The organism is Aminobacter sp. AP02, from assembly GCF_003148805.1.
In the GTDB taxonomy this organism is placed as follows: domain Bacteria; phylum Pseudomonadota; class Alphaproteobacteria; order Rhizobiales; family Rhizobiaceae; genus Aminobacter.
Map to the genome: position 1 here is coordinate 20,677 of NZ_QGGX01000009.1, position 13,986 is coordinate 34,662.

A 13,986-nucleotide genomic window follows, 5' to 3' on the forward strand; every position below is an offset into this window, starting at 1 on the left:
CGCATGATCCGCCGGTCCTTGTCAGAAGCGCCAGATCATCGGCACGATGAAAACCGACACGACGAAAAACCAGATCAGCAGCGGCAGGCCGAGCTTCCAATAGTCGCTGAACGCATAGCCGCCCGGCCCCATCACCATCAGGTTCGTGGGAGTTGCAATCGGCGTCAGGAATGCGGCAGCGGCTGCAACTGCCGTGCTCATCAACACCGGACGCGGAGAGATGCCCATCGCGGTGGCCGCCGCCACCCCTATCGGGATGACGATCAGTGCGGTTGCAGTGTTGCTGATGAGCTGTCCCATGATGGCGGTCAGCAGGAACAGCCCGGCCAGCAGGGCAAGCGGGCCGGCATCGCCGACGAAATTGACCAGATGCTCGGCCATAAGCTTCGCCGCGCCAGTCTCCACCATCGCGGTGGAAAGGGGCATCAGCGCACCAACCAGGATGACGGTGGTCCAGCTGATGGCGCGATATGCCTGCTCTACGTTCATGATGCCCGTCATGATGATCGCGCCAGCAGCCAACAGGCCGGCAACCGCAGGCGGCACGATGCCAGTAGCCAGAAGCACGACCATGGCGATCAGGATGATGATCGCCTGAAGCGCGCCCGGCCCCATCGGCACTGCCTGGCGACGCACCAGCTCGGGCGAACTCACAACCAGCACGTCCGGGTCGTCGAGATGGAGATCCAGCGCCTTCCATGTGCCTTGAAGAAGCATGGTGTCGCCGGACTGCAGGACGATGCCTCCTGACTCCTTGGTCGCGCTGTCGGCGGCGATCTCTGCCCCGCCGCGCTGCACAGCCAGGATGATCAGGTCGCCGCTGTCGGTAACCATGCCCGGAAAGACCTTGTGGCCGACAAGGCCCGAACGCGGCGGGATCACGACCTCGGCGAGGCCGGAGTGACGGTTGAACAATGTCTCTTCGCCCTCGCCGGGCTTGGCTTCCTCGCGAAACGCGAGATGCATCGTAGCTCCGAATGACGCGGCCGATTCAGCGTCGCCGCGCAGCAAGAGGTGATCACCTTCCGCCACAACCTGCCTGCGGATCGGGCTTGCGGATTCACCATCCTGGATGGCAACGAGTTGCAGCCCCGGATAATCGACGAGATTGATCGAAGTCGAGGCCGCACCGACATAGGGCGAACTTGCGCGGACCCGCATCTGATAAACGCCGCTTGCGAGGCCGTATTGCTCGACCAGCGTCTTGGCGTGGCGGCTAAAATCGGCGGGCATCGTGGCGCCATTGCGCTCAGGCAAAAGACGCTGGCCGAACAGCACGATGATCGCCATCGTACCTAGCAGCAGCGGTATGCCGACAAGGGCGAATTCGAAGAAACTGAAGGTGCCCACGCCGGCATCACCTGCGGCTTCCGACACGAGCACGTTCACAGGTGTTCCGGTCAATGCCAGCATCGAGCCGGCATGCGCGGAGAAGACCAATGGCATGAGCAACTGGGATGAGTTGCGCTTGAGCCTGACCGCGATCACCACCACCACCGGCAACAATGCTGCGACCGCGCCGTTGACGCTGATCAAGGCCGTGAGCAGCGACACAAGCAGCATCGTCAAGAGCAGGAGCCGCGTGCGGCTTTCTTCGCCGGCGCCTCGGATCAGAAGCTGGCCGGCCCACGCCGTCACGCCGGTTACCTCGAGCCCGGAACTGACCACAAACAGCGAAGCGATGAAGATGACGGCCGGATCGCCGAGACCGCCGAGCGACTGGCCAAGCGTCAGTACACCTGTCGCCCAGAGCGCCAATGCGACGCCCATCGCCACGAGGACGACCGGAATCTTGTTCCAGACAAACAGCACAACGGCGATGGCAATTATGGTGGCGGTGTATGCGATGGGGCTCAATCGCTCAGCTCCTCATTGGGGCTATGTCAAGGCTGCACCCTCGAAAGCAACCGCCGCTGAAGATGCTTGCCACGACCTTGGGCAAGGTGCTTCGGCGGCGGAATGTCGAGGGGTCGCGTGCGCGCTCCAGCAACTGCTAGTCTTCCATCGTCGCCATAAGCACGCCGATGCGGCAGCCTTTCTCGTATTCGGGAAGGTTCACATATTCCTTGATGGTGTGGATCTCAGCCTGACCGGCACCAATGGTGATTGTGGGGATGCCATGCTTGTCGAGCCAGTTGGCATCCAGGCCACCGTTGGAAAACAGGTAGTTCGGTTCGATGCCCAGCATCTTGAGCGCCTTGGTGGCGCGCTTCACGACGGGCGTGTCCTGCTCGAGCTTGAAGGGTGGGTAGGACTTTACCTGGCTGAACTTCACCTCGGCGGTATCGCCCTCATGGTCAACCACCGCAGCCTTGGCCTTGGCGAAAGCGTCGCGATAGCCTTCCGCGATCTTGGCCGCGAAAGCAGATTCGGGGCTACGCGCCTCGCCCTTGATGTATGCGTAGTCGGTGACCACGTTGGTGGCATCGCCTGCCGGCTTGCCATCCTTGCCGCCAAAAATGCCAACATTGCTCGTGCCGTGTCCGTCGGGCTTGACCACCTTGCCGAACCAACCAGCGCCGCGCGCCTCGGCAAGCGCCATGGCGCCGACCATCGTCGCCGATATGCCTCTTTCGGGTGCCACCCCGGCGTGTGACGCGCGCCCCTTGATCTCGACCTCCCAGTTCTCCTGCCCGACCGCGCCGATGATCAGGTCCGAGGCCGACTGGCCGTCGACATTGATGCACATGACAGCGCCGCCAAGATCGGCAGGATTGAGTTCACGCGCGCCATGCAGGCCACTTTCCTCGCGGACGGTGAACAGCAAGGTGATCGGGGGATGCGGCAGCTTGTGCTTGATCAGCGTCTCGGCAAGGACAACGAGGAGCGCAACCCCGGTACGCGCATCGCCACCAAGTGCGGTGGTGCCGTCCGATACGATCCTGTCGCCCTCTTTCCTGGGTTTGGCGCCAGCGCAGAGCGGCACGGTATCGAGATGGGTCGAAAACAAGAGGCGCGGACCAGGCCGCGTGCCGGGAAGATCGACAATGAGATTGCCCGTCTCGGTTGGCAGCGGGATGCGCTTGTTGGCGTCGTCGAAACGGATGGCGGAAGCCGGCACGCCGATCTTCTTCAGCGCATCGGAAACGGCAGCAGCAATGTTGGCTTCGTGGCCGGTTACGCCTTCGACCGAAAGGAACCGCATCAGATGCTCTTCGGCTGCGGCGGCGTCGAGATGTTGTGAGGTATTGCTCATGGTTTCATCCGATCGTTTTGATTGTTGCTTGGTTTCGGGCTTGGGGTGCGCTCACAGTCCCCAAGGCAGACCGAGCATCTGCCAAACCGCGAACAGCGCGGTCCACAGCACGAACATCCACACAACATAGGGCAGCATCAGCGAAACCAGGGTCCCTACGCCTGCGGACTTGTCGTACTTCTGGGCGAAGCCCACAACGAGCGCGAAATAGGCGTTGAGCGGGGTGATCGCGTTCATCGGCGAGTCACCGACGCGGTAGGCAGCCAACACGGCTTCAGGCTCGACGCCGAGCTTCATCAGCAATGGGACGAACACCGGCGCGAAGATCGCCCACTTGGCAATGGCCCCCGTCAGCAAAAGGTCGATAATGGCAACGACGACGATAAAGCCGAGCAACAGTGGAAGAGGGCCGATATTGGCCGACTGCAGCACGCCAGACAGGCTGAGCGCCATGACGGTGCCGATGTTGGTGTAGGTGAAATAGGCAACGAACTGGCTGAGCACGAAAAACAGGAAGATCGTCCCGCCCATGTTCTTGATCGACTTCTCGATCGCCCCGATCACCTCGGTCAGGGTGCGCAAGGTACCGGCACCGATGCCGTAGGCCCAGCCGGTAACCAGGAACATCAGCATGATGAGTGCGATCAGCCCGTTCATGAACGGGGAGTTGCCGATCAACTCGCCAGTGGTCGCGTTACGCAGTGGCGCGCCGGAAGGCAGCGTGAGGAAAAGGAATACCACCACAAGCCCAATCAGCCCGAACAGGGCGTAGCGCAGCCCGCGCGATTCCTGATCTGAAAGCGGAGCCCCGACGTCCGGGCCGCCTTCCTCCGACTTGTCCGGCTTGTAAGCCCCAAGGCGCGGTTCGATCATGCGGTCGGTTATGAACGCGACGATCACAGTCAAGAACAGCACAGACGCGATGGAGAACCAGACGTTCGAGGCGAGGCCAATCGTCCTGTTGGGATCGACAAGAGCGGCCGCGTCGTTGGTGAACTCGACGAGCACTGCGTCGAGGGGCTTGATCAGCATATTGACGGTAAAGGCACCCGCCACGGCGGCAAAGCCAAGTGCGAGGCCGGCAAGCGGATGCCGCCCGACTGCCAGATAGGCAACACCGGCAAGCGGGATCAGCACCAGATAGCCAGCGTCCGCCGCAATGCTGGCAAGGATGCCGACGAAGGCCAGGATGTAGGTCAAGGCCCAGCGTGGCGACACCAGAACCAGCTTGCGGATCAGCGCGGTAACCAGTCCCGATTCTTCCGCGACGCCGGCACCGATCATGGCGGCAATCATGAGGCCCACTGCCGTGAAACTCATGAAGTTGGGCACCAGCGATTCATACATGAATCGGATGCCCTCGACATTCAGCAGACTGCGTATTGCCGTGCTCGCCTGCTCGATCTCGAGCGTCTCGGGATTGATGCGTTCGTAAGTGACGGCCGTTCCAAACAGCCCCATCACAGCGGACAGGACAATGACGATGCCAATCAGGATGAGAAAGATGACGACGGGGTGGGGAACCATGTTCCCGACGCGCTCGATGCCATCGAGGAGCCTCTGCATCGTCGTCTTCGGCGCGGCATTTGCGGTGGACATGACTTGCCTCCCTTAGTCAAAGCTTTGCGCGCACGCGCCATGAAAGCCTAGATGAGCCGAGCGATGTCTTGGACCGTGCCCTGAACGGACCGGTTCCACCGCATCATACACTCATCGAGCGCAGCATTGAACGCTGCGTTTACTCGTCTTTAGCCTGCCGGCACGCAGTCGGGATTAGCCTGAAATTCCAAAAATTTGCATTGCGTCTTATTCTGGCGCGGATCGTCGATGCGGGCTTTGCAGTCGAGACACGCGATGCAAAGTAAAGCGACAGCGACGACAGGCAGCATCGTATTCCAGCGCAGGGATTCGGGTTACGATCCACGATCGGCTGCCAAGTCGAAAGGAACGATGCCATGCGGACTCTCGTTTTCATTGCCTTGTGCTGCGCGCAAGCAGCGGTCAAAACCAAACGGATCGCGAGCGCATGAACGAGCACGCACCGGAAGCCGGATCTGCCATCCCCGTTCAATCGGGCCTCGGCGACTTCCAGCCTCTGAACGCTGCCGAGACCAAGATCGTCTCGAACCTGAAGTCGGGAGAATTCGACAGGCTTGGCGACGGCTCGCGTCCGGATTGGGACGATCCGGCGCGGACGGTACGCGCAGACCTGCTGCGCTTTCTCATTCTTGGAAGCGACAATGGCTTCCGCATGCACGAAAAGGGGCTGAGCATCAGTGGAGCCCGAGTTACAGGTGTCCTTGACCTCGAGGGATGCCGCATTCCACGCGATATCCGTCTCAAGGACTGCCTTTTCGACGCCTCTCCAGTGCTGCGTTCGGCCATTATCGACAACCTGTTCCTCGACGGTTCTGCATTGCCCGGGCTGCAAGCTGACCGGCTTGAAGCGCGCGGCGGCCTCTCCGTCCGTGGCGCTACCGTGACCGGCGAGATCCGACTTGGCGGCGCGCGCCTCGGCGGCAATATGGAAGCTGATGGCGCAACGATCTCGGTGCCTGACGGGATAGCGATCAATGCCGACGGGCTCGAAGCCAACGGCGGCATTCTGCTGCGTGGTGCAGATGTGCGCGGTGGTATCAATCTTTCGGCCACACGCCTTGGCGCCGACCTCAATGCGGTTGGCGCAACGATAAGACGGCCAGGTGGCGTGGCCCTTGATGGCGATGGCATTGCCGCTAGAGGCGACCTCGCCCTGCGCGGGGCTACTATCGAAGGCGAGGTCCGAATGCGGGGAGCCCTGTTCGGCGGAGACGTCGACTGCACTTCCGCAACGCTCGTTGAACCCGACGGATACTCATTGAGGCTCAACCGCTCCCGCATCAGCGGCGCGTTCTTCCTTCGGCAAGGTGCGTCGCTGCAGGGGACGCTCGATCTGACAGCCACCGAGATTGGCGCGATCGACGACGAGCTGACGTCCTGGCCCCAAAAGGGGGACCTGCTGCTCAACCGTTGCCAGTACGGCGCGTTCATAGGCGGTCCTGTCGATGCGACAAGCCGGCTCGACTGGCTCGCGCGCCAGGTGCCCGAGCGCTGGAAGGAAGACTTCTGGCCACAGCCTTACGAGCAGCTTTCAACCGTGCTTCGCGAGATGGGCCACGACGAAGATGCACGCGCTGTCCTCATCGCAAAAGAAAGGCTGCAACGGCGTGCAAGGCGGGCACGCGCAAAAAGCCCTCTCCTGCGCTCCGCATTGGCACTGAACGATGGCATGCTGGCGGTGACGGTACGCTATGGCCGTCAGCCGCTGCTTGCCTTGCTTTGGCTCACCTTGTTCTGGGGAATCGGAGTGGCCGTCTTCGGCTTTGCCGAGCGAAGCGGCGCACTGAAGCCCAACAGTCCGGTCGTCTTGCGTTCGCTTGAATGGACAATGTGCGCGTTGGAACAGACCGAAAGCCGCTACATGCCTTCGACCGGCCAAGTCATGCCTGGTCGTGCTCTGGCCGGGCAAAACCAGCTTTCTTGCTTCTTGAGCCAGCCCGAAGCCTCAAGCTATCCCGAATACAATCCCTGGATGTATTCACTGGATTCGCTGTTGCCTGTCATGGAGATCGGACAGAAGGAGTATTGGCGACCCGATCCGTCCCAGCCGAACGGCGTCCTCACCTTGAACTACTATTACTTCCAGTCGGTTGTGGGCTGGGCGCTGAGCCTTCTGGCCGTCGCCGGGTTTTCGGGGCTCGTCAAATCGAAATAGCCAGCAATCGCAAGGAGAGAACCAGCGATTCGCGACACGTGGGCGTCAACGACAGGCGCCATTTCGCGCGCAATCCGGCCTGCGGTGCAGTTGGCTTGGAATCCCGCAGCTTTGCGTCACGTCCTGTTCTTTTGAGCATCCAGCGCAGTCGCCGCAATTTCCAACCCAATCGGTCGGTTCGTCGGTTGCCGCCTCGCAATTTTGCTGCTTCTCATCTCATGTGAATTTGCAAGGTCGAGCATGTTGGCAAAGCGTCTGTTTCAATTTCTGTTGCTCGTGACGCTACTTGCAGGCTGCGGCGGGCCGCGCGCGGTCCTGGGTCTCGACACAACGGCGGACAGAACGGCCTCAGCTGCGGTCGTGCCGGTCTTTGTCGCGACAACGCGGGCACGATCGGACAATCTGTCCCTTCCCTATTCCGCCGAACGCTCTCAAACCCTCAACTTTGCCGAATTTGACATCGGAATCCCGCGATATCACGTACCGGGAGACGTGGAAAAAACCGGTCGCATACCCGACCCGGCCCGCCACTTTACGGCGCTGACTTACCAGCCGATCGCAAACCGACAGAAGTTTGTCGCCCAACTCGACGCAGCGCTGCTGAAGCGTGCTCCGGAAGAGCGCGAAATCTTCATCTTCGTGCACGGCTACAACAACAATTTCGCCGACAGCGTCTTCCGTGCCGCACAGATCGCGCACGACTACAATGTCAGGGCGGTGACATTGCATTATGCCTGGCCTTCGGCTGGCTCGCTGCCGCTCTACGTTTATGACCGCGACAGCACAGTTGTCGGCCGTGGCGGGCTTGCCGAGACGATCGAGATTGCCGCCCGGACCAAAGCCCGCAGGATTACCCTGGTTGGCCATTCCATGGGCGCTTATGTGGTGATGGAGGCGCTCCGCGAGATGGCGCAGACAGGGCGCGGCCAATACCTCAAGCGACTGAGCGGTGTCGTGCTCGCCGCTCCGGACATCGACATCGACGCTTTCCAAAGCCAGGTCCGCGACATAGGCGAACTTCCTCGACCATTTGTCATCATCGTTTCGCGCCGTGACAGGGCCCTGAGTATTTCCAGGCGCATCGCTGGTGGACACCCACGCGTCGGCAGCGGCTCCGATATCGCCCTGCTGCGGGACAAGGACATCGTTGTTCTCGATGCGTCGGACCTGGACGGCGGCAACCATAGCGTGTTCGCGAGCTCGCCAACGTTGATAAGCCTTGTCGGCGATAGCGGCCTGATGCGCCACCTCATCGAAGGCGATCAGGCCAGTGCGACGGATACCATCCTTGCCGACGGCGGTTCGGCGATCGAAGGTGCGGCGGCCTTGGTCATCTACCTGCCGTCGCGCATCCTCGGCGGCGTGGCACTGGCGGGCCTCGCCCGATGACATCACTTCGACCGCGCTGTTATCGTAGCAACCACAGGAGTGGCAGATGACCGTGCCAACTGGCGGCAAGCGCGCACCAAGGGGGGGCCTTGGACTTCCCAAGGGCTTTCTCGGCTTGTGGCTGTTCCTGTTCATCCTGTGGCTGATCGTCAATTCATCCACCGCGCTTCCGATAGCTGCAACCGGTGCGGTCATTTCACTTGTCATCGCCTGGATCTTCGCGCGCCGCAGCAACGTCTGGCACATCGACCACTCGCCCCGCGGCGCATGGCACTTCCTCGCCTATACCGCGACCTTCTTCACTGAACTGGTGAAGGCGAACATCAACATGCTGCGCTATGTCTACGCGCCCCGGATCGACATCCGACCCGGCATCGTCAAGGTCCATATCCGGCTGAAGTCGCCGATCGGGCGGCTGGCATTGGCCAACTCGATCGCGCTGACACCGGGCTCGCTGGTCATGGATGTGAGGGACGATGCCATGTTCATTCACTGGCTCGACGTCAAGACGACCGATCCGGACAAGGCTACCGAGATGATCGTAGGTCCGTTCGAGAAGCACCTGGAGGTGGTCTTTGGCTGAGACTATCCTCCAGATCGCCGGCGTTCTGATCTTCTTCAGCATCACGATGGGCGTGGTGCGCCTGGTCATTGGACCGACCATGATCGACCGGGTTGTCGCCATCGACATGCTGACGGTCGTGTCGATCTCGCTGATCGCGCTTTACGCTCACATCTCCGGGCGTTTCGTTTATCTCGACGTCGCCCTGGTCTACGGCTTGCTGAGTTTTCTCGCCGTGCTTGCCATTGCCCGCTTTCTCGAAAAGGGGCCATGAGCGCCATGCTTGAGCTCCTCGTCATCCTGGTCTGCGGTAGCATCCTGGTCAGCGGGATTCTCGCTGTATGCCTCGACAACCTCACGGCTGCGATGGTCAGCGCCGGACTTGCGAGCCTGTTTGCCGCGGTTTCCTACGTCCTGCTCGCCGCACCCGACGTCGCCATGGCCGAAGCAGCCATCGGGTCAGGCCTTGCGACGCTTATCTTCCTCTATGCGATCCGGCGCACCGGTGGCGGAAAGGGATGACGAATGGCTGAACTCATCGGCAGCATCGTCGTGCTCGTCGGCGCTTTCTTCCTGTTTTCCGCCGGCCTTGGCCTGTTGCGCATGCCCGACACCTTCACCCGCATCCAGGCAGGCACAAAGGCCTCGACGCTGGGCAACATCCTGGTTTTGGCGGGCCTCGGCATCTACCACCCCGAGTGGGCTCTCAAGCTCTTGATCATCGCCTATTTCGTGCTGATGACCAATCCGCTGTCATCGCACGCCCTGTCACGAGTTGCGCATGCGATCCGTACGCCAATGGCACCGTCGACGATGGCTGACGCCCTGCGCGACCAGGACGACCCCAAGGAGAACAAGCCTCGATGAAGCGCGCATTCACGCTGCTTGCCGTCCTGATGTTCGGCATCATCTTTGCCCGCATGGTGGGTGACTACAGCGAACGCCAAAGCGTTTCTGCGCTCGCCGAGCATTACCTGAGCGTCGTACCGCAAGAACTCGGCGCACCGAATGTCGTCACCGGCATTCTCATCACCTTCCGCGGCTTCGATACGCTGGGCGAAGTCGCCGTTCTGTTCATGGTCGCCGCCAGTGTCGGCATACTGCTGGCGAGCCAGCCGGAGGCAAGGCAGCAGAAGGAATTGACGGAGCCCGAACCGCGCCGGCCCAGCGAGTTGGTGCAAAACGGCGCCGAGGTGATCTTGCCGCTGATTTTCCTGTTTGGCGCCTATGTGATCATGAACGGACATCTTTCGGCGGGCGGCGGATTTCAGGGAGGTGCTGTCGTTGCTTCAGCGGTCATGCTGCTAGTGCTCGCCAAGCCGTCATCGCAACTGCATCACGGCTTTCTCAGCATAACGGAATCGCTGGCTGGCGTGCTCTATGTCTCGATCGGCATTCTCGGGCTGATATTCGCCGCCGGTTTCCTGGACAGCCACATACTGCCAAAGGGCGATTTCGGCACCCTTTTCAGTGCAGGCGCGATCCCCCTGATATCAACGTTGCTCGGCATCAAGGTCGGCGCCGAACTTAGCGTCATCATCGACCGGTTCCGTAACTGACGGCGAAGGAAAGCCATGGGCCTGCCGGTTTCCCACATCCTCCTGGCGACAGGATTCCTGCTCGTGCTGATAGGCATGTGGGGCATGCTCAAACATCGCAATATCCTGCGCATTATCATCGGCTTCAGCCTGATCGATACCGGGCTGCATATCGTCATGGTGGCGACCGGCTACGTCACCGGCCATACCGCACCGATCATCGACAAAGCGCTTGGCATTGGGGATGCGACCTCGCGCGCCGTCGACCCCATACCCGCGGCACTCGTCGTCACCGCCATCGTCATCGGCTTTTCGGTGACTGCGGTCATGCTTGCTTTTGCAATCCGTGTCTATGACGCCAAGAAGAGCCTTTCGATCGACGCGCTGACGGAGTCGAAATGGTAGAGGCCGTCCTCCAGCCGCTGAACATTTTCCTGCTTGGCCTCGGCGGCGGCTTTCTCATTCCGCTGCTCTACAAAATCGCCAAGCCATTGCCGGCCATCGCCTTCGTCGCGGCGCTGGTCGGTATCGCTGCGATCTCGGGCATCAATCTTTGGGCGCTTCACAACGGCCAGCCGACGATCGAGATACTGACGGCTGGCAGCACACCACCTTTCTCGATCAATCTGCGATTTGGTCTGTGGGAGGGCGTCTTCACCTTCAGCGTCAACGTCGCGGCCCTCCTGGGTGCTTGGCACCTATGGGGGCGCCTGCGCGACAGCTATGCGGCGCTGCTGCTTTATCTGATCCTGGTCATGGGCATCAACGGCATGGTGATGACCCGAGACCTGTTCAACCTGTTCGTGTTCCTGGAGATCGTCTCGATCGCCACCTACGGCTTGCTGGGCCTGGACCGCGGCGCGGCAGCGCTCGCGGCGAGCTTCAAGTACATCATGGCGACAGTGCTCGCCTCGACCTTCTTCCTGCTCGGTTCGGTGCTTCTCTATCACGTCACGGGAACGCTCAATATCGACGAGATGATCGCGCGGCGCGACCTCATCGCCGGGCCGATCGGCGTTACCGCGCTGCTTTTGGTTCTGTCGTGCCTGGTCATCGAGCTCAAGCCGTTCCCGGCGAATGGCTGGGGCCTCGACGTCTACGAGGCCGCCCCAAGCGGGGTATCAGCCCTAATATCGGGCGGTGTGTCGGCCGGCGTCTTCTTCGCCCTGCTCAAGCTGTTGCCGCTGTTCGAAAACCACCTCGGCATCATTGCGATTTCGGGCGGTGTAAGCTTCCTGTTTTCCAACCTCATCGGATTGAAGCAGACAAACGTCCAGCGAATGCTTGGCTACTCCTCCGTCGCGCAGATGGGGCTGTTGATGCTGGCGCTCGCACTGCTGGACAAACTTGGCGCCGAGGCATCGCTGCCGCTTGTTGTCGGTGGCTTGTTCGTCAATCATCTTTTCGCCAAGGCAGGCCTGTTCTGGCTCGCCGGCGCGGTCGGGCGAAGCGAGATATCCGCCTGGCCCGCAATCGCAGGACGCCCGCTTGTACTGCTGGTCATGGCCCTGCTTCTGGTCGCCATCTCCGGCCTGCCGCCCTTCCCCGGCTTCTGGGCCAAATGGGAACTGGTGATGCAACTCTCCAGGGGTCAACAATATGCCTGGATCCTCGTCATCCTGGCAGGGTCGCTGCTGGAAGCGGCCTACATGTTCAGCTGGTTCAAGCAAGCTACCCGCTCCGTGCCGAACCAGACGCCGGTACGGCCCGCTCTCCGCGCCCTGTTGCCGGCCACGATTTCGGTCGTCGTGCTAGCAGTCAGTGGCTACCTTGCCGCAAACATCGCGGGCGTGGCCTCGCTCTGGCTATTTGCGCCGCTGTGCATCGGCGGTCTGCTTTATGCGCTCGACTGGCTGCCCGGCCGGGTCAAATGCACGATGATGCTTCTTGCGGTCCTGTTCGTCGGCAATTGGATCATCGGCGACCTGCAGGGCCTAAACCGACTTTTTGCGGTCCTGCTATTGACGTGCGGACTGGTCGTGGCCTCCGCCGGCCTCTATCGCAACGACGCCCGTCCCGGCTATTTTCCGCTCATGGCCGTGCTGCTGCTGTCGATTGCCGCCTTATTGCGATCGTCAACGAGCCTGGAGTTCTTCTTCAGCTGGGAACTCATTACGCTCTCGTCTTATTTTCTAATAGCGCAGGGGCGAAACGCGCATCCCCATGCCCTGCCCTTCCTGTTGTTTTCGCTCGTTTCGGCATTCAGCCTGCTTGCCGGTTTCGCACTGGCGACAGCAGCCAACGGCACCACTGCCCTTGTCGCCTTCGGCAGCGCATCCGGTCCCGTGGCCGAGGCGGCATTCATCTTCCTGGCTCTCGGCTTTCTCATCAAGGCCGGCGCAATCGGCGCGCATGTCTGGCTGCCGGGCGCCTATGCGGAAGCCGACGACGACCTGTCGGCGATGCTGTCGTCGGTTGTCAGCAAGGTGGCGATCTTCGGCCTGTTCATCGTCACCTACCTTGCCATCCGCTCGGAGACCGGGCTGGAACTCGCCCACGTCATGGGCTGGATCGGCCTGCTGACGACAGTGGCCGGGGCGGTGATGGCCTTTCAGCAGAACGACATGAAGCGCCTGCTCGCCTATTCCAGCATGAGCCAGCTCGGTTACATCATCACGGCGATCGCGCTGATGAGCCATCTCGGCTGGGTGACGGCGCTCTACCTCGTTGCCAACCACCTGATGGTCAAGGGCATTCTGTTTCTTGCTGTCGCCGGGATCATCCTGCGGACCGGCACAAGGATGCTTGAAGCCAATGACCGGCTATGGCGGAAAATGCCACTCACCTTCGCGACCGTCGTCATAGCCTTGATCTCGATGTCCGGCCTGCCGCCGCTCGCCGGCTTTGGCGGCAAATGGCTGTTGCTGAGTGCCATGGTCGAAAAGGGCTGGTATGGGCTCGCAGCAATCGGCGTGCTCGCCACATTCATTGGCTTTCTCTACATGTTTCGCCTGGCCCATGCCGTATTCTTCGGCCCCGCCAGGCCGGAGCGGACGACAATCCAGGAGGCGCCCCTCCAGTTGCTTTTGCCGCAATTGGTTCTGGTCTTGGCCATCCTTGCGCTGTCGTTCCTGCCAAAGCTCTTCATGGAGCCGGTTTCTCAGGCAATCGATCCCTATTTCGCCTCGACGCTGGTCTGGGAGGGCATGTCCCTCGAGACCATCTATGGCTACTGGAACCCGATGCCGGTATTGGCCGCCTCTACAGCTGCTGCGGCCTTGTTGTTCGCACTGGCTTGGCTGATCTACCGGCGTGCGCGCCATCACGGCACGTCGCTTGACCTTGGGCGATTTTACAATTTCTACCAGGCTGTTCTCGCCCCGGTAGTCCTGCCGGTGGCGGATGCGTTCTGGAACGGGGTGTCACGCCTTGTTATCGATGCCGCCGGCTCGGTGCGCAGGCTCTACACCGGCAATGGCCAGACCTATCTTCTCTATGTGCTCTATTATGTCGTCGCGATCTACGTCGCGGCGATCTGATGGATGGCGCGCCACCGGTCACCTGCCCCGCCATTTGGCGTGTTCGTGCTTTCAATGGCAGCGCTAGG

General features: G+C 61.2%; 12 protein-coding genes. 9 read left to right on the forward strand and 3 right to left on the reverse strand.

What is annotated here, in order from left to right; all coding sequences use genetic code 11:
- Positions 1-21: 21 nt before the first annotated feature.
- The 3 genes from C8K44_RS13135 to C8K44_RS13145 all read right to left on the reverse strand — a co-directional run bounded on the left by C8K44_RS13135 (position 22) and on the right by C8K44_RS13145 (position 4,795).
- Positions 22-1,857: an SLC13 family permease gene (locus tag C8K44_RS13135; protein ID WP_109576250.1), complete on the reverse strand. Its 1,836-nt coding sequence runs from the start codon at positions 1,855-1,857 to the stop codon at positions 22-24.
- Between the two features lie 136 nt (positions 1,858-1,993).
- Positions 1,994-3,196, reverse strand: coding sequence for a M20/M25/M40 family metallo-hydrolase (locus C8K44_RS13140; protein ID WP_109576251.1), 1,203 nt, complete (start codon positions 3,194-3,196; stop codon positions 1,994-1,996).
- Between the two features lie 51 nt (positions 3,197-3,247).
- Complete coding sequence (locus C8K44_RS13145) at positions 3,248-4,795, reverse strand: AbgT family transporter (protein ID WP_109576252.1); 1,548 nt, start codon at positions 4,793-4,795, stop codon at positions 3,248-3,250.
- A 427-nt stretch (positions 4,796-5,222) separates the two neighbouring features.
- Here C8K44_RS13145 and C8K44_RS13150 point away from each other — a divergent pair, with 427 nt between their 5' ends.
- From C8K44_RS13150 to C8K44_RS13190, 9 genes are all read left to right on the forward strand, one after another.
- Positions 5,223-6,950, forward strand: a complete 1,728-nt coding sequence (locus C8K44_RS13150) for a hypothetical protein (protein ID WP_109576436.1) — start codon at positions 5,223-5,225, stop codon at positions 6,948-6,950.
- Positions 6,951-7,190: 240 nt separating this feature from the next.
- Positions 7,191-8,339 carry an alpha/beta fold hydrolase gene (locus C8K44_RS13155; RefSeq protein WP_109576253.1) on the forward strand — a complete coding sequence of 383 codons (1,149 nt, stop codon included), beginning with the start codon at positions 7,191-7,193 and terminating at the stop codon, positions 8,337-8,339.
- A gap of 46 nt (positions 8,340-8,385) precedes the next feature.
- Positions 8,386-8,922: a Na+/H+ antiporter subunit E gene (locus tag C8K44_RS13160; protein ID WP_109576254.1), complete on the forward strand. Its 537-nt coding sequence runs from the start codon at positions 8,386-8,388 to the stop codon at positions 8,920-8,922.
- Complete coding sequence (locus C8K44_RS13165; RefSeq protein ID WP_109576255.1) at positions 8,915-9,175, forward strand: monovalent cation/H+ antiporter complex subunit F; 261 nt, start codon at positions 8,915-8,917, stop codon at positions 9,173-9,175. The genes C8K44_RS13160 and C8K44_RS13165 overlap by 8 nt, the downstream gene beginning before the upstream one ends.
- The gene (locus tag C8K44_RS13170) at positions 9,172-9,423 is read left to right on the forward strand and encodes a hydrogenase subunit MbhD domain-containing protein (protein WP_245417468.1); all 252 of its coding nucleotides are present in this window, start codon (positions 9,172-9,174) and stop codon (positions 9,421-9,423) included. The genes C8K44_RS13165 and C8K44_RS13170 overlap by 4 nt, the downstream gene beginning before the upstream one ends.
- 3 nt (positions 9,424-9,426) lie before the next feature.
- A complete protein-coding gene (gene mnhG / locus C8K44_RS13175; protein WP_109576256.1) occupies positions 9,427-9,768 on the forward strand; it encodes a monovalent cation/H(+) antiporter subunit G in 342 nt (113 codons plus the stop codon).
- Positions 9,765-10,460 carry a Na(+)/H(+) antiporter subunit B gene (locus C8K44_RS13180; protein WP_109576257.1) on the forward strand — a complete coding sequence of 232 codons (696 nt, stop codon included), beginning with the start codon at positions 9,765-9,767 and terminating at the stop codon, positions 10,458-10,460. Before mnhG ends, C8K44_RS13180 begins: the two co-directional genes overlap by 4 nt.
- Positions 10,461-10,475: 15 nt before the next feature.
- On the forward strand, positions 10,476-10,844 hold the full coding sequence (locus C8K44_RS13185; RefSeq protein ID WP_109576258.1) for a cation:proton antiporter subunit C: 369 nt from the start codon (positions 10,476-10,478) through the stop codon (positions 10,842-10,844).
- Positions 10,838-13,918, forward strand: coding sequence for a proton-conducting transporter membrane subunit (locus C8K44_RS13190; protein ID WP_109576259.1), 3,081 nt, complete (start codon positions 10,838-10,840; stop codon positions 13,916-13,918). The genes C8K44_RS13185 and C8K44_RS13190 overlap by 7 nt, the downstream gene beginning before the upstream one ends.
- Positions 13,919-13,986: the final 68 nt, after the last annotated feature.